Origin of the sequence: Roseovarius sp. D0-M9, assembly GCF_037083805.1 — a bacterium.
Classification (GTDB): Bacteria; Pseudomonadota; Alphaproteobacteria; order Rhodobacterales; family Rhodobacteraceae; genus Roseovarius.
Genome location: NZ_JBAPKZ010000001.1, coordinates 1 through 21,588, shown reverse-complemented (window position 1 = coordinate 21,588; position 21,588 = coordinate 1). Strand labels below are relative to the sequence as shown.

The following is a 21,588-nucleotide window of genomic DNA, read 5'->3' as shown; positions in this document are numbered from 1 at the left end:
ATGCGCATCATCGGCGTCTGCCGCTTTTCCTACCCGGCCCTTGGCGGCTTCAAGCGGATGCATGACACCGTGGCCGAGCGCGAGGCATATCTTTATGCGCCGACGCGCATGGCGCTCCGCTTCGCCCATTTCGAGGCGCTGACTTTGCCCAGCGTCGCCGCGCAAACCGACCCCGACTTCACCTTTCTCATCCTGATCGGGGAGCATATGCCCGAGCCTTGGCTGGACCGCCTCAAGGCTCTCTGTGCGCCCATCCCGCAAATCAAGATTGTGCCTCGCGCCCCGCTCAAGCATCGGCTGGCCCTGCAACTGGCTATCCAAGACGAGCTGGGCGAGGCGCGCCCCGAAAGCCTTCAGTTCCGTCTGGACGACGATGACGCGATGGGCGTCGACTTCATTGAGCTGGCGCGCTCGGTCGCGCGACGCTCGGGCCGGCTGCGGCGCCGCCAGCCACGCACGGCGATAGAGTTCAACACCGGGTATTCGGCCACGCTATCGGCAAGCGGCATCATCGCCGAGGATGTCATCAGCTCGTTCTGGGCCTGCGGGCTGGCCGTGCATTTCGCCGAAGGCGACGACAAGACGATCATGAATTTCGGCCATCACAAGCTGCACCACATCATGCCGTCCATCATTCATCCGCGCCCGGCGATGTACATCCGCGCCAAACATGCTGACAATGACAGCGCGGCAAAGTTTCGCCCCCGCAGGCTCAAACCCCTGTCGGACGCGCAAAGGCAGATATTCAAGACCCGCTTCAACGTGGACGAAGAACATGTACGGGACGTTTTCGCCGCCCTAGACGCGCCTCACGCATGAGGGTGAAGATGCCACTTGCGATGACGATCCCGGCGCCGACCAGCACGATGGGCGACGGCCAGTCACCGAATACCAGCCATCCCAGCACCAGCGCCCAAAGCAGCGCAGTATAGCGGAACGGCGCGGTAAAGCTGACCTCGCCGACGCGCATGACCGTGATCGAGGTCAGATACCCCGCGACGATCAGCGTGGCGGCCCCCGCGAGGGTCAGCCAGTGCACACCGCTCGGCGCGGCCCATTCGCCGCCCGCTGCCGCAAGGCCAAAGACCACAGTGACCGAAACCGAGGTCACGAAGGTCACCAGCATGGAGGACGTCTCACGGCTCAGCGCGCGGGTCGCCAGATCGCGCAAGGTCAGGCACAAGACGGACGCCAGCGCATAAATCGCAAACAGGTTGAACCCGTCGGTGCCCGGCCGCACGATCATCAGGACACCGACAAAACCGGCCAGCACCGCCGCAATCCGGCGCCAGCCAACCGGCTCGCGCAGCACCAGCACCGCAAAGAGCGTGATGGCCAACGGCACCGACTGCAAGATCGCGGTGACATTGGCCAAGGGCATGTTGAACAGCGCCGTCAGAAAGAAATACGTGCCCGCCACTTCGCCCAAAACCCGCAAAAAGATCGCGCCCGAGTCGCGTCGCGACACCCGTTTGGAAAACGCGCCCATCCGCCAGGCGATCACCGCAACCGCCGCAGTTGTCAGACAGCCGCGCAAAAAGATGACCTGAAAGAGAGGGATCTGGCCCGAGAGCGATTTCAGCAAGGCGTCATTCACCGTGTAGGCGGCCATGGAGGCCACCATCAACGCCGCGCCGGTCATGTTGTCCGATAGCTTCATCGCGGCATTTGCGCAGCCATCCCTCTGGCGCGCAAGAGGCCCTTTTGATTTTTCATTGTTCTCAAAATACTCACTGCGAGAGGGGCATTGCGCAGCGACCACCGCGCCGGGAGACGTCGCACATCAGAACACATGCCGCCAAAAGTAAATTTTCTGTCGCTTTTGGAGCATTTCGCGCCGCCGTCGCCAGAAGCCCATTTTATGCTGCGCTGCAGCGCACTTAAACCAAGCGAAGCTGCGGCAATCTTTGCGCAAGCCGCGCAAAACAGGGCCCCAAAGCCCTCAAAACGGCCTTCCAAGGGCCGTGACCCGTTTGCAATCCCGTGCCGCTTGCGTGCTATACAGCGCCCAAGCAGCCAAGGGGTCAGGGCCGCGAGCGCGCATGTTGCACATGTGTCATCCTAAACTGATCCCATGAAAAAAAACTGCCATACTGGAGTATTGTCGTGCCGAAGAAAAAGAAGATCGTCGTCAAGATCGGGTCCAGCCTGCTGGCCAACAGCGAAAAGCTGACCTTGCGATATGCCTTCATCAACGGACTGCTGAGTGACATCGCGCAGCTACAGACGGAAGGCTACGACATCATCCTGACCTCCTCCGGCTCGGTCGCGCTGGGGCTGAACATGATCGGCAAGCGCCCCGAAGATGCGGGCATCATGGACAAGCAGGCCGCCGCCGCCTGCGGCCAGCCCCTTTTGATGAATGCCTACAGGCAGGTCGCCTCCGAGCAAGACATGAACGTGGCGCAGATGCTGGTCACGGTCGAGGACATGGAAGAGCGTCGCCGTTTTCTCAACATCAAGAACACGATGCTGCGGCTGCTCGAAAGCAACATCCTGCCCATCGTGAACGAGAACGACTCGATCGCGACGCGCGATTTGCGCGTTGGCGACAATGACCGTCTGTCCGCCAAGGTCGCCCAGATGGTCGAGGCCGATACGCTGATGATCCTCACCAGCGTCGAGGGCCTCTATGACCGCGACCCATCCGATCCCGATGCCGAATTCATCCACGAAATCCAGGATGTCAGCGAGCATCTGGAATCAACCACGGGCATCAGCGCATTGGGCAGTGGCGGTATGCTGACCAAGATGCACGCCGCCAACATGGCCCAGAATGCGGGCGTCGAGACGATCATCGCCGATGGCATCATCGAGCGGCCGATTTCCTCCGCGCTCAAGGGCGAGCGGCGCTTTACCCGCTGCCTCGTCTCGGGCGAGACGGCGTCACCGCTCAAGATCTGGCTCAGCAACCGCTTGCAGGTTGCGGGCTCGCTGGTCGTGACGGACAAGGTTGCCAAGGCGCTGGTCGCGGGCGACTGCGGGGTCAGCCGGGCGGACGTGGTCTCGATCCAGGGCGATTTCACCAAGGGCGATGTGCTGCACGTCTATGACGAAGCGGGGAACGAGCTTGCGCGCGGCCTGACGAACTTCTCGTCCGAGGAAACCATGCTGATGGCGCGCCATATCGACATGCCCGTCGAGGATGTGATCGGCTACAAGACCAAGAGCGATGTCATCGCGGCAGAAAACATGCTGATCCTCGAGGACAACCACCTGACGCTCGACGCGCCCGAGCATGACCAGAAGGTCGTCGTGCAGATGTAGGTGCATCGCGCCGCTTGGCAGAAGTTTCAGGGGGCGCAGCAGAGGAATGCCGCGCCCCTTTACGTTTATGGCGGGGATCGCTTCCTTCAGGAAATGACAGAGCCGAGGGCCATCGCCCCCGCCGCCTGCACCGGGTCGATCACGGCCATCCCCAGGCGCGCCTCCAGCGCTGCGCGCCGCGGCGCAAATCCGGCGCAGCCCAGAACCAGCGCGCCTGCGCCGCGCGCCTTCAGCGCCGCGCCCAAGGCCGCCGTCTCTTCAAAGATCGCATCCGAGGTGCCCACCGCCTCGGCGCTCGCATTGTTCAGCGGCAGCTCGTCCACCATACGCTCCAGCACACCCATCTGCCGCAACCGCAGGCGGTGCCGCGCAACCGAGCGGGGGCCAAGCGCGATGATGCCAAAAAGGTCCGCGCGCGCCAGCGCCGTCAGAACGCCGGCCTCCTGAAGGCCGAAAACCGGCTGCGCCACCGCCTCGCGCGTCGCCTCGAGGCCCGGATCGGAAAAGCAGGCGATGACAAAGGCACTGCAATCGGGCCGGCTGCGCGCAAGTTCGGCGACATCGACAGCAGCGCGCGCCGCCTCATTGGCGCTGGCGATGGTGGACGGGCCGTGCGGCACGCAGACCGCCTCGAACGCCGGGCCGCGTTGCGGCGCAAGGGGCGCCAGCGCCGCCGCGATTCCATCCGTCACCGCCTGGCTGGAATTGGGATTGATGAAGAGGATCGGGCCGGGTGCCGCGCCTGATGCCGTGCCGCGCGCCGTGCCGGTCATCGCGTCTCCTCCGCGCGCATCAGCGCGGTTTCCTTGACCGGCGCGCCGGGGCGCCCTGTCAGATCAACGCGGTCCCTTGGAATGAAACGTCCCTGCCCGGCCGTGCCATGCAGGTGCCCATGCTCGACGATCACGGCGCCGCGTGTCATCACGATCTCGGGCACGCCGGTCAGTTCCATTCCGTCAAAAGGGGTGAAATCCATGTTGTCATGCTGATCCGCCAGCGTCACGCGGCGCACCGTCTCAGGGTTCCAGATGGCTATATCGGCGTCCATGCCGGGTGCGATACGGCCCTTGTTCGCCACGCCAAAGATGCGGGCGGCGTTGGTGGCGGTGAGTGCGACGAACGTCTCGGGCCGCAGGCGGCCCTTGACCACGCCTTCGGAAAAGAGCCACGGCAATCGCGCGGCAATCCCCGGCATCCCGTTGGCAATCCTGGGATAGGGCGCGCCCGGCCCATGCATCAGCTTGCCGGTCTCATCATAACGGTAGGGCGCATGATCCGAGCTGACGCTGTCGAAGGTGCCCGACTGAATGTGCCGCCAAAGCGCGTCTTGCGTCGCCGTATCGCGCACCGGAGGCGAGCAGATGTATTTCGCCCCCTCCATGCCCGGCCGGTCGAGATCGGCGCGTGTCAGCGCCAGATACTGCGGGCAGGTCTCGGCAAAGATCGGCGCGCCCTCTGCGCGCGCCCGCTGCACCCTTGCAGCGCCGCCTTCGGTCGAGACATGCACGACGAACAGGGGCGCGCCCGCCAGCTGCGCCAGCGTGATGGCGCGGTTGATCGCTTCTTCCTCGGCCAGTTCGGGGCGCGAGATGGCGTGATATTTCGGCGCTGTCATGCCGCGCGCCGCCAGCTCGCGGTTCATCCAGGCCACCATCGCGTGGTTCTCGGCATGCACCATCGTCAGCGCGCCGTGATCGCGCGCAACGCCCAGAATATCCAGCATGCCCGCATCGCCAATGTTGAGCAGGTCGTAGGTGGTAAAGACCTTGAGCGACGTGATGCCCCGCTCGAACGCACGCGGCAGGCCTGTGCTCAGCACCTCCTCCGTCGGGTCCGAGACGATGAGGTGATAGGAATAGTCGATCACCGATTGCGCCGCGCGCGCATCATAGGTGGCGATCACATCGTCTATGGACTGCCCCCGGTGCTGCGCGGCAAAGGGGATGAAGGACGAATTGCCGCCGAAGGCCGCCGAGACCGAGCCAGACAGGTAGTCATCCGCCGTCATGATGCCTGCGGCGCTTTCCTGCGCGACGTGGGCATGCGCCTCGATCCCGCCGGGCATGACAAGCCGGCCGCCCGCGTCGATGCGGCGCGCGCCGCCTGCCAGACGCTCGGCCACCGCCGCGATGCGGCCCGCGCTTATGCCGATGTCGCCCTTGTAGGTCTCGGACGCGGTGACGACGGTGCCGCCGTGGATGACCGTATCGAACTCCATGGCGCTACTCCCTTGCTTTCAGATCGCGGGCGTCCTGCATCTGATACTTGCGCACCATCAGGCCCGCGCCCAGCCCGGCCAAGGGCCGAAACGGGATCGGCTTGAACGGCAACGCGTCAAAGGCGGTATCCGCATCCGGCTGCTTCAGCATTCGGCGCGCCAGCTTGGCCCCGAAATAGATGCCCCGCGTGACGCCCGATCCGCAATAGCCGCCTGCCATCCAGACCCCGTCCAGATGGCCTAAATGCGGCGAGTGATCGGCGGTATAGGCGATGAGGCCCGACCAGATATGCGGGATCGGCGCGCGCTCCAACTGCGGAAAGACGCGGCAGATCGACGCGCGAAAGGCCGCCTCGCGCGCCGCGCGGTCCATGCCGCCCGCACCGAACCGCCCGCCAAAGATGAAACTGCGGCCATCTGGCGTGGGGCGATACCACATGAAGACGCGGCCCGTCTCGCCATGCATCCGGCCCTTGGGCGTCAGCTCGGCCATCTGCGCCGGGCTGAGCGGGCCCACGGCGCAGGCGCCCGTCTCAAGCGGGATGACACGCCGGCTCAAAGCGTTGCTGCGGCGGTCGGAATAACCGTTGGTGGCCAGCACAAGCTCGCGCGCCTGCAATGTGCCGCGCGCGGTTTTGAGCGTGACGCCATCGCGTGCCTTGGCATGGCCCGTCACCGCGCAGGGCGCAAATATCCGCACTCCGGCAGCGACCGCGCGCGCAGCGATCCCCTCCAGCAGCTTGCGGGGATGAACGCCGCCGTCACGCTCGTAAACAACGCCGCCACGATAGAAATCGCTGCCGATCTCGGCCCGCTGATCCGCGCGGGTGACGTGATGCGTGGGCAATCCGATCTTGGCCGCCAGCCAGTCGCATTCGCGCCCCGATGCCTCGTAATGCGCTTGCGTGCGAGCCCCGCGAAACCGTCCGGTCAACGCCAGATCGCACGCGATGCCCTCATCCGCAACAAAGGCTTCCAGATGATCCAGCGCGCGCAGCCCCTCGCCCAGAATGGCCACGGCGCCCTCTTCGCCGTAAGCATCGACGAGGCCCGTGATGCCCAGCTTGTGCAGGCCCGGCCCCACCATGCCGCCATTGCGCGATGACGCGCCAAAGCCGATGCCCATCGCGTCGAAAACCGCAACGTCGCGGCCCGCCCGTGCCAGATGGAGCGCCGCCGTCAGGCCGGTATAGCCCGCGCCGACGATGGCCACGTCCACCTTGTCCGGCAGCGCGCCAGAGGTCTCGGGCGCGGCCTCGGCAGGGCCTGCGCCTTCCAGCCAATAGTTGCTTTCGCCGGCGAAACCCATGCGCGCCCCGTCCCTCTTACTGCAACGTCCAGTTATCGGAGTTGAGCGCCGCGGGAAAGCGCGCCTCAAGCCCCAGTTCGGCGATGCGCGCGGTGCTGGCGTCGAACAGTCGGCGCGATACCGGGATCTGATCGGGCGTCAGCGCAACCGCGCGCAGCCGCTCTTCGCGTCCCTGATACGCGGTATGGAGCCGCCGCAGATCCTCGATCGCGGTGCCGTCCGAGATGTCTATGCGCAGGTCACAAGCGTCGATCCCATGCTCGCCGGTGACCTGGACAGCCGCCGATTGAAGCGCGCCCATGACTTCGCCGCCGGCATCCCGGCCCGCTTCGAGCGCGGCGATCAGACGGTGCGCCAGCGGCGCTTTGGCAGCCTGAAACGCACGCGCCATGGCCGATGTCACGCCGTCGTTGTCGAGGATATTCCCCAGCGCAAGGCAATCCTTGCCGACCGTATGCGCATAGATCGAATACATGAGCCGTCCGTGATAAACTGCCGCGCGGCCCGACGCATCAAGCACGCCGATCTGGCGCCAGTCGATATGCTCGCTCGAGGCGCAAACCTCGGACAGCGCATCGGGCGCCGCCTTGCCCTCCTTCAGCAGGGCGATGCCCAGATCGCCCAGCCTGCTGTCGGTGCGGTGCTGCGACAGGACCGCGCCCTTGCCATGCGCCAGCCGGATGCACCGTGCCCCGACGGCCAGATCCGAGGTGGTGACGGCAGCCCCGAAGGCGCCCGTGCGCGCGCATCTGCCGACGATCGAGAATGTCATGATCTGTCCCCCATTCGTATCAGACCTGATCGCGCATCGGCATTGGCACGCTCGCACCGCTGGCCTTGAAGCGCGCCCACATCGCGTCGGTCGCCGACTGCCCCTCGGCCACGGCGGCGCCCTCGTCCACCGTGGTCAACACGCGGTCGCGCATCAGGAACTGCCCGGCGACCATCGTGTCAGTGACGATGCCGGGATGGCCGTAATGCACAAGGTTCGAGATCGCCGACAGGCGCGGCGCCATGACTGGCGTCTGCAAGTCGATCACGGCCAGATCGGCACATTTGCCGACGGCGACACTTCCAATGCCCTCATGGCCCAGCGCCTCGGCCCCGTTCAGCGTGGCGTAGTTGAAAACGTCATTGGGCGCGGGCGTGACCGAGCGCTGGTAGGCGCCCCGGTGCAACATCAGCGCCGCCTTCATCGACTGGAACATATCCTCGGTCATGTTGTCGGTGCCGATGGCGATTTTCACGCCAGCGTCCAGAATGGCCTTCATCGGCAGCGGGTGCGGCCCCTTGGCCGACATCGAGGCAGGCGAATGGATCAGCCGCGTGCCGGTCCGGGCCAGAGTCTCGACATCGCTTTCGTTGCAGAATGTCCAATGCACGGCCAGCAGATCCTCGCCCAGAAAATCATTCTGCGCGAGATATTCGGTGGAGGTGCAGCCGTGCAGCCGCTCGACCTGCTCTTTTTCGCTGATGATCTGGCTGAGGTGGATGGTGCGGCGCAGGCCGTGCTTGCGCGCCAGCGCCGTCACCTCGCCCAGCATCCAGGGGCTGCAATTGTCCGGCGCATGGGCAGCCATGATGACGCGCACGCGGTCGTCCTCGGCCCCGTGAAAGCGCTCGATCAACTGCTCGGTCCGGCTCAGGAAGGTCTCGCCAAAGTTCCGGTCGAACCGATAGGTGCCGCTGCCGACCTCGGTGGTGACCGCGTCGGCGCAGCTCTCGGCAAGCCACAGGCGCAGGCCCGTCCCGATCATCGCGGGCGCGTAATCGGCGACATGGCGCAGCGGATCGACCATGGTGGTCGTGCCGCAGCGGATCGCCTCGGCGCAGGCCAGCCGTGCGATGGCCGCGCGCTCGCCCGGCTCCAGCAGATAGGAGGCGGGGACCATGTATTGATAGACCAGATTGCCCTCGATATCCTCAACCGTGCCGCGCAGCGCAAGAAGGACGGCGTGGGTATGGCTGTTGATGAGGCCGGGGGTGATGAGGCGTCCGGTCATGTCGACCGGCTCGAACGCGTCAAACTCGGTGCCGCTCGGATCCTCATGGATCGCGGCGATGCGCCCCCCTTCGATGGCAATCGCACCGCTGCGCAGCACCGGCACGCGGCCCTCATGGGCGACATGCAAGCCGCCATGCAAAAGGTATCTGCCGGTCATGTCAGGTCGTGCCCCTTGCGCGCCAGATGACGATGACGGTGGCCACCAGCGTCAGCATCACCAGCATCGTGGCCACCGATGCGATGGTCGGATCAATGCTCTCCTGAATGCCCTCCCAGATCTTCTTGGGCAGGGTCGACACGTTGCGCACGGTGATGAAGAGAACGCCGACAATCTCGTCAAAGCTGACGATGAAGGCGAAGATGCCGCCGGTCACCATCCCCGGCATTGCGGCGGGCAGAACGACCGCGCGCACCGTCTGCCAGACCGACGCACCAAGGCTGCGCGCCGCCTGCGGGATGCGCGGATCGAGGTTGGCCAGCGCCGCAAAGACCGAGATCGACACATAGGGCAGCGCCAGCAGTGTATGCGCAAGGATCACCCCGCCATGCGTGTCGATCAGGCCCAGCGTCACCCAAAAGCGGTAAAAGCCCAGCGATTGCACCACCGGCGGCACGAGAATGGGCGTGATGAGGATCCAGCGCGCCACGGTCGAGGCCCGGTTCGACAGGAACCAGCAGCCAATGGCGAAGGCCGTGCCCAAAACCGTCGCACAGACCGCGACGACAAGGCCGACCCAGACACTGGTCCATGTCGCAGCCAGCCAGCGGGGGTCCTGAAAATAGGCGACGTAATGCTGTAGCGACAGCTCTTCCTTGGGCAGGCCGATATAGCTGGTGTCGGTCAGGGACACCGGGATCACCACGAGGATCGGCAGCAAGAGGAACGCCAGCACCATCCACGCGCCCGTCATGAAGAATATGCGAAAGCCGCTGGTTCTCTGCATCATTTCCGCTCCAACAAGGCGCTGCGCAGGTTCACGAAGCGCGCGGCGATGGCGATCACGATGGCGGTCGCCACCAGCAGCGCCACAGACAGCGCCGAGCCAAGACCCCAGTTCAGGAACTCCTGGATCTGGTAGGTGATATACTCCGAGATCATCAGGATGCGCCCGCCACCCAGCAGTGCGGGCGTGATGTAAAAGCCCAGCGACAGCACGAAGACAAGCAGCGCGCCGGACATGACACCGGGCATGGTCTGCGGGAAATAGACCTTGCGAAAGGCCGTCAGCTCGCTCGCGCCGAGGCCGCGCGCCGCATCCACATAAGCGCCCGAGATACCGCGCATGTTGGCCATCATCGGCAGCACGGCAAAGGGCAGCATCACGTGGATCATCGCAAGGACCACGCCAAATTCATTGTGCATGAGGCGCAAGGGGGTATCGACCACGCCCGCGCCGATCAGCGTGTCGTTGACGATGCCAGACCGGCCGAGAAGCACGATCCACGAAAACGACCGGATCAGGACCGAAACCCAGAACGGCAACAGGACCAGCGCCACCATCAGCGGTTTGACCCGCCCCGCGAAATTGCTGATCACATAGGCCACGATATAGCCAAGGATCAGGCAGCCGATCGTCGTCTTGATCGCGATGCGGAACGTCAGGACGAAACTGGTCGTCACCGCCGAGGATTCGAACATGCGGGTGTAGTTTTCGATACCCGCCGTCGGCTCGGTCAGCGAGATCTGCCAGATGCCGAGCAGCGGCCAGATGTAGAAGACGATCATGATCGCCAGCGCGGGCAGCACCAGAAACCAGTATCGTAAGCTGTCGGGCAGGCGCGGCATGGGCATCCTCGCGGCAAGTGAAAGGAGGGGTCAGGGGGCGCCAGATGCGCCCCCCGGTGTCGTCAATTGATCAGCGCGTCGATATACTTCTCTTCCGCGGCGACCTGGTTCTTGCCGTACCATTCGTCGTTGTAGAAGATCTGCTGCGCCAGATTCTCGGGGCTGGACGGGTTCCATTTCTGAAGCTCATCCGGGACCAGCGGCGCCGCATTCGGGTTGGCCGGGCCCGAGCCGAGCAGTTCAAGCCATTTGACCTGCAACTCGGGCGTCTGCGCATGGGCGATGAACTTCATCACCTCGTCGCTGCCTGCGGGGTTGTCCTTGGGCACGACCCACATGCCGGGGGCCAGCACGCCGCCGTCGAAACTGGCGCTGAAGGAGCCCTCGTCCATCTGGTCCTTCAGCAGATGCGCGCGGGTCGACCAGATGTTGCCCATGGCGACCTCTTCTTGCAGGAAAAGGTTCTGGCTGTCGCTGCCCGAGCCCCAGACGATGATGTTCTCACGGATCGAGCGGAACTTGTCGATGGCGGCGTCGATGCCGTCCTCGGTGCCCAGCGCCTCATAGACTTCGGAGGTCGGCACGCCCATCGCCATGGTCGCCGATTCGAGCATCCCGCGCACCGATTTGCGGAAAGTGCGCATGCCGGGGAAGTCCTTGACGTTCCACACGTCCTCCCATGTCTGGGGCACGTTTCCATCCAGCATCTTGGGGTTGCAGGCCAGCACGTAGGAATAGACATAATTGCCGACGGCGCTTTTGTATGCTGCCTCTTTCAGCACCGCATCGCGATCAACGATGTCGTAGTTGATCGGCTGGATCACCCCCTGCTCTTCGAGGATGATGGCTGTGCCCATGCCGCTGTCGCAGAGATCCCAGACAACCGCGCCGGACTCGACCATGGCGCGGATCTTGCCGCCCGAGGGGCCCGAGCCGTCGATGACGACGGGGATGCCCGTCTCGGCAGTATAGGTGTCGGCCATGACCTCCTGCAACACTTCCGAGGCGCGACCGCCCCAGTTCACGACGACGATCTCGCTGGCTTGCGCCATGGCCTTGCCGCTGAGCGCCGGAAGCGCGCCCAGCACCATCATCGCCGAGATGAAGCCGCGCCGTGTCAGCAGGCCCTCGCGGTATTTATAGGCCGCGATCTCGATCAGGTCGGCCTTGACCTCGTGGTCGGTGGTATCGTTGAAATCCGTCATCTCGTCTCTCCTTGTTGGGGGTGGAACCGGGCGGCAGGGCCGCTGCGATCCGTTCACTTCTCCTTGCGTGCTCGGCGCTTGTTCCCGCGCCGTTTCCCGCATCATTCCGCCGCGCCTTACCCGGAAACCTCGCCCTCCAGAATCACCGGCGCGTCGGCATCCCAGCCGAAGCTGATGGGCAGGCCCGCCTTGGGCGTCACGCCCGACTTCCATGTTGGCTGCGAGATCATCAACCCGCCTGCATCCACATGATCGACCATGACGAGGCACCGCTCGCCCAGATAGCTGACCTGCCGCACGGTGCCGTCCAGCATCTCGTCCCCCGGCGCGCCGAGGCGGATCCGCTCGGGGCGCAGCGCGACGTTCAGGATGTCGCCCGAGGCCGTCGCTCCGGGCGCAGTGACCGGGAATTCCGTCCCGCCAATGGCGCACGTCAGGGCATCCCCCTGCCGCGCCTTGACGGGCAGATCGAGAAAGTTGGACTTGCCCAGAAAATCGGCCACAAAGCGGTTGCGCGGATGATTGTAGAGCGTATCGGGCACGCCCTCCTGCTGGATCTTGCCATCCTTGAGGATCACGACACGGTCTGACATCGACAGCGCCTCGTCCTGATCGTGGGTGACGTAGATGAAGGTCACGCCCAGCCGGTCATGCAGGGACTTCAACTCCCACTGAAGATCCGCGCGCAGCTTCTTGTCCAGGGCCGACAGCGGCTCATCCAAGAGCAGCACCTGAGGTTCGAACGACAACGCGCGCGCCAGCGCGATGCGCTGCTGCTGGCCGCCCGAAAGCTGCGAGGGCATGCGGTCGGCGAATGCCTCCATCTGCACCAGATCGAGGCAATAATCCACGCGGGCCGAAATTTCCGCACCGGGGCGTTTGCGCACCTTCAGCGGGAAGGCGACATTGTCGCGCACGGTCATCGTCGGAAAAAGCGCATAGCCCTGAAAGACCATGCCGAAATCGCGGTGCTCCGGCGGCTCGCCGGTAATGTCGCGGCCGCGCAGGTCGATGCGCCCCTCGGACAGCGGGGCAAAGCCCGCGATGGCCGACAAAAGCGTCGTCTTGCCCGAACCGGACGGGCCGAGAAGCGTCAGAAACTCGCCCTCCTCCACCGCCAGATCGACGCAGTCGAGCGCATTGACGGATCCGTACCGCTTGGTGGCATTTGCAATGGTGAGGATCGTGTCTGACATGATCTGAACGCGCGTCCCTCTGAGATGGGTGGGCGGAATGATGGCAGCCGAACACGCCGACTGCACTTGGCCTTGTGCCGATCACAGCACGGGCCTCGTTAACTTGGAAATTAAAAAGGGAGCATCATCTATAATTGAATATTATAACCGAAAGCCCCTATGACGGCATACCGCTCAGATGCTCGGACACGCTCTCGCGAAAGAACGTCTGGAACTGAAGCGCCACATTCGACGTCGGGAAAAGCTTGGAGGTTGCCGAATGGGCATGCAGGCTGATCGGCGGATCAATCGGGCGCAGCACAACCCCCGGCACGTCCCGCCCGGCCACCGCAAAACTGTCGACCAGCGCGACGCCCACCCCATTGGCGACGAGCTCCAGCGCGGCCATCGTGTGGCGCACTTCAAAGAAATAGCGCCGCTCGAGGCCCCGGCTCGAAAAGGCGGCGTCGATCACCTGCCCCAGCGGCGTGTCCACCGAATACGAGATATGGCGCGCATGATTCAGCGCCGCGATTTGCACCACGCGCGACAGGGCCAACTCGTGCCCCTCGGGGCAGGCACATAACAGCTGCGCATCGGCGATGGAACGCACGGTCAATGCCGAATGCCTTGGCTGGCTGATCGAAAGGCCCAGCTCCGCCTGCCCGCTGACGAGCCGATTGGCGATCTGATCGGTATGACCCAGATCCAGAGAGACGTTCAGGCGGGGCCTCTTGGCGAGGAACTCGGCAATGATCGGCGGCAGGATGCGCTGGCCGATCGACGGAGTCGCGACAATGCTGAGTCGCCCGGTCGTGCCGCCGCGCAACTCTTCGATGATCGTCGAGACGCGGCGCTGCTGCATGAAGAGATGCTGCGCCTCCTGCGCGATATGGCGCGCTTCGGGCGTGGGGATCAAGCGTCCCCGCTCGCGCTCGAACAGGGCAAAGCCGGCAAGCGCCTCGACATGGCGGATCATGTTGCTGACAGCAGGCTGGCTGACGGCCAACAGCTCGGCGGCCTTGGCCGTCGTGCCCAGTTCGATCACCGCGCAGAGCACTTCGAGTTGGCGCGCATTGATCATGCGAATAACCTCTAATTATCAACCATACCCCAAATTTTATTTCACACTGATGCCTGCGCTGTCTAGCACATTAAGAGCAGCCACAGCTTTTGGGAGAGCGGCATGTCGCGCAGCGAGGTCTTTGCAGTCGCTCAGATGGGGCCGGTTCACCTGGCGGACACAAAGGCGGCCGTCGTCGCAAGGCTGATCGACATGCTGCGCCAGGCGCATGGGCGCGGCGCGACATGGGTGACCTTTCCCGAACTCGCGCTGACCACCTTCTTTCCGCGCTATGTCTATGACACGCCAGAAGAATATGATGTCTTCTACGAAGAGGGCCTGCCCTCGCCTGCGATGGTTCCGCTGTTCGAGGCGGCCAAGGATCTCGGCGTCGGTTTCTACCTCGGCTACGCGGAAAAGGTGCAGGATGGCGGGCGCACGCGCCGCTTCAACACCTCGGTCCTCGTTGGGCCGAACGGCAATATCCTGGGAAAGTATCGCAAGATCCACCTGCCCGGCACGGTCGATCCCATCGGGGATCTGGAGTTCGAGCATCTGGAAAAGCGCTATTTCGAGGTCGGTGATCTGGGCTTTCCCACGTTTTCCACGCCCTCGGGCCGCTTTGGCATGTGCATCTGCAACGATCGCCGCTGGCCCGAGACGTTTCGCGTCATGGCCCTGCGCGGGGCCGAAGTGTTCATGCTGGGCTACAACACGCCCACGCGCAACATCCACCACCACGAGCCCGCATACCTGCGTGAGTTTCACCATCGCCTCAGCATGGAATCGGCTGCCTATCAGAATGGCGCCTGGGTGATGGCGGCGGCAAAATGCGGGTTCGAGGACGGCTTTGCCATGATCGGCGGCTCGATGATCGTGGCGCCGACCGGCGAGGTCGTGACCCGCGCCGCCAGCGAGGATGACGAGGTCATCACGCACAACTGCGATCTCGACATGGGTGCCTATATCCGCCGCTCGGTCTTTGATTTCGCGCGGCATCGGCGCATCGAGCATTACGGTCCGATCACCGCGCAGACCGGCGTCGAGATTCCGGAATGACCTTCTCCCTCGCCGGGCGCTGCGCGGCAAGCGGCCAGATCGGCTATGTCGTCGCCACGTCTTCGGTCTGCGTCGGTGCGCGCGTCGGCGCCGTGGCAGAGGGTGTCGTCATCTTTTCCCAGGCGCGCACCGATCCGCGACTGCATGCGGTCGGTCTGGAGGCGTGGCGCCGCGCGCCCGGCGATGCCCAAGGGGCGCTGGATGCGATGAAATCCCACGCCGTTGCGCCCCATTGGCGGCAGTTGGGCGTCCTTCCCATGAAGGGCACCGCCGCGCATTACACCGGCGCATCCTGCCTCGGTCATTGCGGCGGCAAGGCGGGCGCCAACACGCTGGCGCTGGGGAATTTTCTGGGCTCGGACCGTGTCCTGCCCGCCATGATCGACGGATTCGAGGCATCAACCGGCCCGCTGGCCCAGCGCCTGTTGGACGCCATCCGCACGGGCGAGGCCGCAGGCAGCGAGCGCGAGCCCTTGCAATCGGCCTCGCTGGTCGTGCTGGGGGCGGACGCGCTGAAGGAGGTTGATCTGCGCGTCGATTTTGCCGCCGATCCGCTGGCCGAGATGGGCCGCCTGCTGAATGATTGGCTGCCCAAGGCGGGCGCATACCGTATCCGCGCGCTCGACCCTGACAATGCACCCTCCTCCGCCGAGGTCGAAGGCCGCTAGCGCGCCAAAACGCGTTGGCAGGATCGCTGTGACAAGAGACGCCAGCCGCCTTACCCGGCCCTCAACCCATAGAGCCGATGCACCGCCGCCGCGTCATCAATGCGCCCTGCCACATCGCGCAGCGCCCCGGCATATGTGGCCACGCCTTCATGGCGCGTATGCGGCCAGTCACTGCCCCAGATCATGCGCCCCTCGCCCAGCAGGCCTAGCAGGCGTTCCATGTGGGCGCGCACATCCGCCTGCCCGCGATAGGGCGCGCTCAGCTTGACGTGGATGTCGCCGCGGTCGCGGCACGCCTCCAGCGCGTCCAGCCAAGGCTCGTGCGCGGGATCGGCCGAAACAGGCAGGCCCATATGATCAATCACGACCGGAACGGGCAGCGCGGCAAGGGCGCTGATATAGCCCGCCAGTCGCGCGCTTTCCAATTGAAGCTCAAGATGCATGCCATGCGCGCGCAGCGCGTCGAGAAAGCGCATCACTGCCCCCTCTTGCGGGTCAGGCAGGCGCGCCCCGGCGACAAGGTTCCATCGCACGGCCCGGACGCCGCCTTGGGCCAGACGCGCCAGCTCGTCCTCCGGCACCGCCATATCCACCACGGCAACGCCAGCGAAGCGATGCCGCTCAAGGCCGGAGAGCGCGGTCAGAAGCTGGGAGTTGTCGGTGCCAAGGAAGCTGACCTGCACGATCACACCGCCGCGAATGTCATTGCGTGCCTGTAGCGCGCGCCAGGCCTCCAGCGGCGCGGGATGCTCGGGAACATAGCGCGCACCGGTGACTGGCGCGATCCGCTCGTAAACATGAGCGTGACAATCGAATTTGATCACGCGGCCCTCCCCGACTTCTTTGGTTCTATATAGAACTAGTTGACTGAACCGGTCAATTGCCTTATGCCTCTCCATCGAGGGTTGGAGGACCAATGGCACATACCAGTATGACGAGCGATCGTCGGCTGCCCGCATATCAGCGGCTGCGCGACGAGATGGCCCGCCGCATCGCCGAGGGCGAGTGGGGGCCTGATGCCGCTCTGCCGTCGGAAAACCGGCTGTCCGCCGAGCATGCGTTGTCCGTCGGCACCGTGCGCAAGGCCATTCAGCAACTCGTCGACGAGGGCCTGCTGGAGCGGCGGCAGGGCTCGGGCACATATCTGCGCAAGCCCGCCTTCGATGCGACGCTCTTTCGCTTCTTCCAGATCCGCGAGCATGGCGCAGCCACCAGCATCCCGACCAGCCGCCTGATTTCCCGCACCCGCACGCACGCGCCGGCCCATGTCTGCGAGACGCTGGGCACCGATGACGTCATCTTGATCCACCGCCTGCGCTGCCTGTCCGAGCAGCCGCTGCTCTGCGAAGAGATCTACATTCCTGCGGCCCGCTTCGAAGGGTTCGACACGATCCCCGAGACCGAGATCGGGCCGCTCCTTTATCCCGTCTATTTCGAGCGCTACGGCATCTTTGTCGCGCGCGCCGAGGACGAGGTCCACTTTGGGACCGCCGACGCGCGCACCGCGTCGCACCTGGGCACCAAAGAGGGGCACCCGATCGCAATGATCGAACGCACGGCCTTCGACATGGCCGGAACAGCAATCGAATGGCGGCTCGCATGCGGGCGCGCCGACAGGTTTCGATACCGCAGCCGCATCGGCTGATCATGACAACCAAGGGAGGAAGATCATGAAATTTCTGCTCACGAGTGCCGCCGCTGTGGCACTGACGACCACGGCGGCCTTCGCCGAATACCCGGAACGCGCCATCGAGGTGACGATCCCCGCGCCTGCGGGCGGCGGCACCGACACCAGCGCGCGCAAGCTGGCGACCCTGCTGGAGGAAGAGCTGGGCACATCCATCGCCATTCTCAACGCGGCCGGTGGCGGCGGCTCGGTCGGCGTCACGCAGTTCATGCAGGCAGAGCCGAACGGCTACGCGCTGCTGGCGACCTGGAACAGCCCGATCACGACCGTGCCCCAAGTGCAAAGCACGGCCTATGACATCGACAGCTTCACCCCCATCGCCTCGACCTCCGAGACGGCCTATACCATGTGCGTCGCCGCCGACTTCCCCGCCGAAACCGGCCAGGAATTCCTGGACGAACTGGCCGCAAATCCGGGCAAATACACCTACGGCAATGACGGTATCGGCGGCACCATGCAGCTGGCAGCCGAGCGGATTTTCCAGGCCAAGGGGATCGAGGCCGTGGCCATTCCCTTTGGCGGCGCGGGCGAGACGTTGCAGAACTTCCTCGGCGGGCATGTCGACATCTACGGCGGCTCGATTTCGCCGGTCCTGCCCTATACCGAAACGGACGAGGCCAAATGTCTGATCGTCACCTCCGCCGCTCCGGTCGAGGCGCTGCCGACAGCCGCGGGCCTCGAAGAGCTGGGCCTTGGCGACGAGGAGACGCTGCTGTGGCGGATGGTTCTGGCGCCTGCGGGTCTGGACACCGCGATTGCCGATCGCCTCGTCGCGGCGATCGAGACGACCGTCAACGACCCCAGCTATGTCGAGTTTCTGGCAACCAAGGGCGAGACGCCCAATGTCGTCACCGGCGATGCGCTGACCCAGCGGCTGAACGCCGAATATGACGGTCTGGCCAAAGCCGCCAAGGCCCTCGGCCTCGGCAACTGATGGAACGGCGGCAGGACACCATCCTGGGCGTTCTTTTCGCCGCACTCGGGATCTCCGCAGCCATGCAGGCTGCGGAGTATTCGGACGCGACGGGCACCTACCCGATGATCCTGGGGCTGGTCATGGCGGCGCTCGGCCTGATCGTCGCGGGCAAGGCGTGGCTGCGCGGGCGCGGCGAGGCCCGCCCCTTGACCAAGCACACGGGGCGCGCCGCGCTGAGTGTGGTGCTGGGCGCGGTCTATATCGCGCTGGTGCCGATCTTGGGCTTTTACACCGCGTCCGCGCTGGTGGTGATCTTCCTGCCTGCCGCGCTCGGCTTTCGCCAGCCGATCTACCTCGCCCTCGCGGCGCTCATCTTTACCGCCGTTGTCTGGGTCGTCTTTTCCATCTTGCTGGAGAAGCCTTTGCCCAATGAATTCTGGCTGGCGCGATAGGGGCCTGACATGCAGATCGTGACGGACATTCTCGGCAACGTCTTTGCCCTTGGCCCGATTGCCGCAATGCTCGGCGCCTCCATCCTTGGGGTGTTCATCGGGGCGCTTCCGGGTCTCAACCCGGTCATGGCCATTGCGCTGTTGCTGCCCCTGACCTACTCGATGGAGCCTTTGATCGCGCTCGGCATGGTTGCCGGAATCTACAACGGGTCGATGTATGGCGGCGCGATTCCGGCGATCTTGCTGCGCATTCCCGGCACACCCGCCGCGATTGCGACGACCTTTGATGGCTATCCCATGGCCCAACAGGGTCAGGCGGCCCGCGCGCTCAAGATCGCGTGCTGGTCATCGGCCATCGGCGGTGCCGCATCGGCCATCGCGCTGATGACGATCGGGCCGATCCTGGCGCGCGCGACGCTGGCCTTCGGCCCGGCCGAGTATTTCTGGATCGCGATGTTCGGCATGGCCTCAATCGGGGTGCTTGTCGGCCGAGACGCCGCCAAGGGTCTGATGGCCGCTGTCCTCGGCCTCTTACTGGGCACCGTGGGCCTCGATCAGCTTTCGGGCGTGCCGCGCTTTACCTTCGGTGAGCCGTGGCTGCTGGGCGGGCTCGATCTGATCGTCATCCTCGTGGGCCTCTACGCCCTGCCGCCCGTCATCGCGCTGGCTGAGGATGCAGATCTCAAGGGGCTGTCCGCCGCCGACCTGAAACTCGAGTCGGTCAAGGTGCCCTGGTCCGAGGTGCGCGGGATGGTGCCCACGTGGCTGCGATCGTCGCTGATCGGTATCGGCGTCGGCATCCTGCCGGGGGCCGGCGGCAACATCGCGGCCTTCCTCAGCTACAATGCCACCAAAAGTGCGAGCAAGGATCCGGAAAGCTTTGGCAAGGGCAATCCTCTGGGTGTTGCCGCCGCCGAATGTGGCAACAATTCCGATAACGCGGCTTCGATGATTCCGGCGCTGACCTTGGGCATTCCGGGCAATGTGGTGGCGGCGTTGGTGCTTGGGGCGCTTCTTATCCACGGGCTACAACCCGGCCCGCAGCTCTTTCACCAGAACCCCGGCCTTGTCGGGGGCTTCATGCTGCAGATGCTGCTGACGTCGCTCTTGATCCTCGCGGTGGGCGGTGCGGCGGCGACGCGCATCTTTGCGCAGGTGCAGCGTCTGCCGGGTGTCCTCTTGGTGCCAACGATCCTCGTGCTGATGGTGGTCGGCGTCTATGTCATCAATGGGCGGCCCGTCGATCTGTGGGTGATGTTCGCGGCGGGTGTCGCGGGCTACTTCCTTGAAAAGGTCGAGGTGCCGCTTGCGCCCATCGTCCTTGGCCTGATCCTTGGCCCGATGGCCGAGCAAAGCGTGCGGCGCGCCCTGCTCATCAGTCGCGGGGATGTGACCGAACTGGTGACGCGCCCGCTGTCGGCCGTGATCGCTGTGACGACGGTGGCGCTGATCCTGTGGCCGTTGGTGCGGGCCGCGATGCGGCGCAGGGCAAAAGGGGTGCGCTAGACGGCTCCCCCAAGCCTACTTGATGAAAGGCAGCGCGGCGAGACGCACGGGCCGCGGGCCCTCCGGCAAGCAGATCTCCAGCCCTTGGGCGTCATCACCGATATCACCGCGCACCAGCCCGACGCCGATGACACCCCCCATACGGCGGGAATAGGCAATCTCGCTGGCGTGGCCGACCACTTCGTCTCCCCGGCGCAGATCGACCGGATGGCCCGGCAGTGCGGCCTCGCCCTCGACCATGAGGCCCACGCGCCGCCGCGTCTGGCCGCCTCTCACTTGCGCCTCAAGGGCCGCGCGCCCGATGAAATCATGCCCTGCAGCAAGATCGATGAGCGGACCAAAGCCCATCTCGTAGGGTGTCGCGGGATAGTCCTGAACCCGCATGTCCGCCCCGTAAGAGACAAGCCCACTTTCAAGACGCTCGATGTCGTTGGGCGCGCCCGGCCCGATGCCGAAGGGCTGCCCGGCCTCTTTCACCCGCGTCCAGAGTTCGGTGCCCCGGCTGCGGTCAGTCAGGTAAAGCTCGTATCCGCCCTGCTTGGACCAGCCCGAGCGCGCGAGGACGAGGGGAATATCCCCCAGCATCGTCTCGCGAAAGCCGAAATACTTCAGCTCGCGCACCCAGTCGCCAAACATGGGCGCGATGACCTCGACTGCCTTTGGCCCCTGAACGGCCAGGGGCGAGACATCCGGCTCGCGCACGGCGACGTTCAGCCCACGCTCGCGCGCGATGGCAAGTGCCCAAAGGTGAATGTCGCTATCGGCAACCGACAGCCAATAACGATCGTCGGCCAGCTTTAGCAGGACCGGATCATTGATGAGCCAGCCGTCGTGATCGCACAGCGGCACATATCGCCCGCATCCGATCCGGGTGCTGGCAAGGTTGCGCGGCGTCAGTAACTGGGCAAGACGCCCTGCATCCTCACCGAGCAGTTCAACCTGCCTTTGCGCCGCCACGTCCCACATGGTGACACCGTTCAGCAGCAGGTCGTATTCACCTTCCGGATCACCGAAATGGCCCGGGATATACATATGATTATAGACGGAAAAACTGCGCACCCCATCGCGCACGGTCGCGTCGAAATAGGCTGATTTGCGCAGGTTCGGGCCGATGGCGATTTCAAAGGTCATGATGTCTTTCCGTGATTGTCCTCGCGGCCCAACTAACCCGGATAATTCATGAAGCTGCGGACTTGTGCTCAGGGGGGCAGTTTCCTGGGGTTTGGGTTTGTCTCGCGCACCCGACGTCGGCGTCCGGGTAGCAGGCCGTCC

General features: G+C 64.7%; 21 protein-coding genes. 8 read left to right on the top strand and 13 right to left on the bottom strand.

The features are described from left to right. Window positions 1–819 (top strand): glycosyltransferase, encoded by an 819-nt coding sequence (locus V8352_RS00105; protein WP_336422221.1) that lies wholly within the window; start codon window positions 1–3, stop codon window positions 817–819. Here the strand turns inward: V8352_RS00105 and V8352_RS00100 are convergent. Then, window positions 758–1,660, bottom strand: a complete 903-nt coding sequence (locus tag V8352_RS00100) for a DMT family transporter (protein ID WP_336422220.1) — start codon at window positions 1,658–1,660, stop codon at window positions 758–760. The two genes, V8352_RS00105 and V8352_RS00100, sit on opposite strands and share 62 nt — an antisense overlap. A gap of 446 nt (window positions 1,661–2,106) precedes the next feature. Between V8352_RS00100 and proB the strand changes: the two genes are divergently transcribed. Continuing rightward, on the top strand, window positions 2,107–3,267 hold the full coding sequence (proB, locus tag V8352_RS00095) for a glutamate 5-kinase (RefSeq protein ID WP_336422219.1): 1,161 nt from the start codon (window positions 2,107–2,109) through the stop codon (window positions 3,265–3,267). An 86-nt stretch (window positions 3,268–3,353) separates the two neighbouring features. On the opposite strand, the gene V8352_RS00090 is transcribed toward proB, so the two are convergent. From V8352_RS00090 to V8352_RS00045, 10 genes are all read right to left on the bottom strand, one after another. Then, complete coding sequence (locus V8352_RS00090; RefSeq protein WP_336422218.1) at window positions 3,354–4,040, bottom strand: aspartate/glutamate racemase family protein; 687 nt, start codon at window positions 4,038–4,040, stop codon at window positions 3,354–3,356. Beyond that, window positions 4,037–5,485, bottom strand: coding sequence for a dihydropyrimidinase (gene hydA, locus V8352_RS00085; protein WP_336422217.1), 1,449 nt, complete (start codon window positions 5,483–5,485; stop codon window positions 4,037–4,039). The genes V8352_RS00090 and hydA overlap by 4 nt, the downstream gene beginning before the upstream one ends. A gap of 4 nt (window positions 5,486–5,489) precedes the next feature. Next, on the bottom strand, window positions 5,490–6,794 hold the full coding sequence (locus V8352_RS00080; protein ID WP_336422216.1) for an NAD(P)/FAD-dependent oxidoreductase: 1,305 nt from the start codon (window positions 6,792–6,794) through the stop codon (window positions 5,490–5,492). A 16-nt stretch (window positions 6,795–6,810) separates the two neighbouring features. Further along, complete coding sequence (locus V8352_RS00075) at window positions 6,811–7,566, bottom strand: DUF1028 domain-containing protein (protein WP_336422215.1); 756 nt, start codon at window positions 7,564–7,566, stop codon at window positions 6,811–6,813. Between the two features lie 19 nt (window positions 7,567–7,585). Next, on the bottom strand, window positions 7,586–8,956 hold the full coding sequence (locus tag V8352_RS00070) for an amidohydrolase family protein (RefSeq protein ID WP_336422214.1): 1,371 nt from the start codon (window positions 8,954–8,956) through the stop codon (window positions 7,586–7,588). 1 nt (window position 8,957) lies between these two features. After that, window positions 8,958–9,746: an ABC transporter permease gene (locus tag V8352_RS00065; protein WP_336422213.1), complete on the bottom strand. Its 789-nt coding sequence runs from the start codon at window positions 9,744–9,746 to the stop codon at window positions 8,958–8,960. Further along, window positions 9,743–10,585, bottom strand: coding sequence for an ABC transporter permease (locus V8352_RS00060; protein WP_336422212.1), 843 nt, complete (start codon window positions 10,583–10,585; stop codon window positions 9,743–9,745). Before V8352_RS00060 ends, V8352_RS00065 begins: the two co-directional genes overlap by 4 nt. 62 nt (window positions 10,586–10,647) lie before the next feature. Next, complete coding sequence (locus tag V8352_RS00055) at window positions 10,648–11,790, bottom strand: ABC transporter substrate-binding protein (RefSeq protein ID WP_336422211.1); 1,143 nt, start codon at window positions 11,788–11,790, stop codon at window positions 10,648–10,650. Window positions 11,791–11,906: 116 nt separating this feature from the next. Then, window positions 11,907–12,986, bottom strand: a complete 1,080-nt coding sequence (locus V8352_RS00050; RefSeq protein ID WP_336422210.1) for an ABC transporter ATP-binding protein — start codon at window positions 12,984–12,986, stop codon at window positions 11,907–11,909. A gap of 157 nt (window positions 12,987–13,143) precedes the next feature. Beyond that, on the bottom strand, window positions 13,144–14,049 hold the full coding sequence (locus V8352_RS00045; RefSeq protein ID WP_336422209.1) for a LysR family transcriptional regulator: 906 nt from the start codon (window positions 14,047–14,049) through the stop codon (window positions 13,144–13,146). A 102-nt stretch (window positions 14,050–14,151) separates the two neighbouring features. Here V8352_RS00045 and V8352_RS00040 point away from each other — a divergent pair, with 102 nt between their 5' ends. Continuing rightward, window positions 14,152–15,087, top strand: a complete 936-nt coding sequence (locus tag V8352_RS00040; RefSeq protein ID WP_336422208.1) for an N-carbamoyl-D-amino-acid hydrolase — start codon at window positions 14,152–14,154, stop codon at window positions 15,085–15,087. Next, entirely contained in the window at window positions 15,084–15,755 is a 672-nt protein-coding gene (locus V8352_RS00035; protein WP_336422207.1) for a DUF1028 domain-containing protein, read from the top strand. The genes V8352_RS00040 and V8352_RS00035 overlap by 4 nt, the downstream gene beginning before the upstream one ends. 50 nt (window positions 15,756–15,805) lie before the next feature. Here V8352_RS00035 and V8352_RS00030 read toward each other — a convergent pair whose 3' ends face one another. Continuing rightward, window positions 15,806–16,579, bottom strand: a complete 774-nt coding sequence (locus tag V8352_RS00030; protein WP_336422206.1) for an amidohydrolase family protein — start codon at window positions 16,577–16,579, stop codon at window positions 15,806–15,808. A gap of 107 nt (window positions 16,580–16,686) precedes the next feature. On the opposite strand from V8352_RS00030, the gene V8352_RS00025 reads away from it, so the two are divergent. From V8352_RS00025 to V8352_RS00010, 4 genes are read left to right on the top strand one after another with little or no spacing between them, the layout of a single operon-like run. Then, window positions 16,687–17,400: a GntR family transcriptional regulator gene (locus V8352_RS00025; RefSeq protein ID WP_336422205.1), complete on the top strand. Its 714-nt coding sequence runs from the start codon at window positions 16,687–16,689 to the stop codon at window positions 17,398–17,400. A gap of 25 nt (window positions 17,401–17,425) precedes the next feature. Further along, entirely contained in the window at window positions 17,426–18,376 is a 951-nt protein-coding gene (locus V8352_RS00020) for a tripartite tricarboxylate transporter substrate binding protein (RefSeq protein WP_336422204.1), read from the top strand. Then, complete coding sequence (locus tag V8352_RS00015; RefSeq protein WP_336422203.1) at window positions 18,376–18,810, top strand: tripartite tricarboxylate transporter TctB family protein; 435 nt, start codon at window positions 18,376–18,378, stop codon at window positions 18,808–18,810. The genes V8352_RS00020 and V8352_RS00015 overlap by 1 nt, the downstream gene beginning before the upstream one ends. 9 nt (window positions 18,811–18,819) lie before the next feature. Continuing rightward, entirely contained in the window at window positions 18,820–20,316 is a 1,497-nt protein-coding gene (locus tag V8352_RS00010) for a tripartite tricarboxylate transporter permease (protein WP_336422202.1), read from the top strand. 15 nt (window positions 20,317–20,331) lie between these two features. Here the strand turns inward: V8352_RS00010 and V8352_RS00005 are convergent, their stop codons facing one another. Next, window positions 20,332–21,447, bottom strand: a complete 1,116-nt coding sequence (locus V8352_RS00005) for a glycine cleavage T C-terminal barrel domain-containing protein (protein ID WP_336422201.1) — start codon at window positions 21,445–21,447, stop codon at window positions 20,332–20,334. Between the last annotated feature and the right edge of the window lie 141 nt (window positions 21,448–21,588).

Excerpts from the sequence above, each read along its gene's own strand:
- V8352_RS00105 (WP_336422221.1), top strand. The coding sequence starts at position 1 with ATGCGCATCATCGGCGTCTGCCGCTTTTCCTACCCGGCCCTTGGCGGC.
- V8352_RS00100 (WP_336422220.1), bottom strand. The coding sequence starts at position 1,660 with ATGAAGCTATCGGACAACATGACCGGCGCGGCGTTGATGGTGGCCTCC.
- V8352_RS00090 (WP_336422218.1), bottom strand. The coding sequence starts at position 4,040 with ATGACCGGCACGGCGCGCGGCACGGCATCAGGCGCGGCACCCGGCCCG.
- hydA (WP_336422217.1), bottom strand. The coding sequence starts at position 5,485 with ATGGAGTTCGATACGGTCATCCACGGCGGCACCGTCGTCACCGCGTCC.
- V8352_RS00080 (WP_336422216.1), bottom strand. The coding sequence starts at position 6,794 with ATGGGTTTCGCCGGCGAAAGCAACTATTGGCTGGAAGGCGCAGGCCCT.
- V8352_RS00075 (WP_336422215.1), bottom strand. The coding sequence starts at position 7,566 with ATGACATTCTCGATCGTCGGCAGATGCGCGCGCACGGGCGCCTTCGGG.
- V8352_RS00070 (WP_336422214.1), bottom strand. The coding sequence starts at position 8,956 with ATGACCGGCAGATACCTTTTGCATGGCGGCTTGCATGTCGCCCATGAG.
- V8352_RS00065 (WP_336422213.1), bottom strand. The coding sequence starts at position 9,746 with ATGATGCAGAGAACCAGCGGCTTTCGCATATTCTTCATGACGGGCGCG.
- V8352_RS00060 (WP_336422212.1), bottom strand. The coding sequence starts at position 10,585 with ATGCCGCGCCTGCCCGACAGCTTACGATACTGGTTTCTGGTGCTGCCC.
- V8352_RS00055 (WP_336422211.1), bottom strand. The coding sequence starts at position 11,790 with ATGACGGATTTCAACGATACCACCGACCACGAGGTCAAGGCCGACCTG.
- V8352_RS00050 (WP_336422210.1), bottom strand. The coding sequence starts at position 12,986 with ATGTCAGACACGATCCTCACCATTGCAAATGCCACCAAGCGGTACGGA.
- V8352_RS00045 (WP_336422209.1), bottom strand. The coding sequence starts at position 14,049 with ATGATCAATGCGCGCCAACTCGAAGTGCTCTGCGCGGTGATCGAACTG.
- V8352_RS00040 (WP_336422208.1), top strand. The coding sequence starts at position 14,152 with ATGTCGCGCAGCGAGGTCTTTGCAGTCGCTCAGATGGGGCCGGTTCAC.
- V8352_RS00035 (WP_336422207.1), top strand. The coding sequence starts at position 15,084 with ATGACCTTCTCCCTCGCCGGGCGCTGCGCGGCAAGCGGCCAGATCGGC.
- V8352_RS00025 (WP_336422205.1), top strand. The coding sequence starts at position 16,687 with ATGACGAGCGATCGTCGGCTGCCCGCATATCAGCGGCTGCGCGACGAG.
- V8352_RS00020 (WP_336422204.1), top strand. The coding sequence starts at position 17,426 with ATGAAATTTCTGCTCACGAGTGCCGCCGCTGTGGCACTGACGACCACG.
- V8352_RS00015 (WP_336422203.1), top strand. The coding sequence starts at position 18,376 with ATGGAACGGCGGCAGGACACCATCCTGGGCGTTCTTTTCGCCGCACTC.
- V8352_RS00010 (WP_336422202.1), top strand. The coding sequence starts at position 18,820 with ATGCAGATCGTGACGGACATTCTCGGCAACGTCTTTGCCCTTGGCCCG.
- V8352_RS00005 (WP_336422201.1), bottom strand. The coding sequence starts at position 21,447 with ATGACCTTTGAAATCGCCATCGGCCCGAACCTGCGCAAATCAGCCTAT.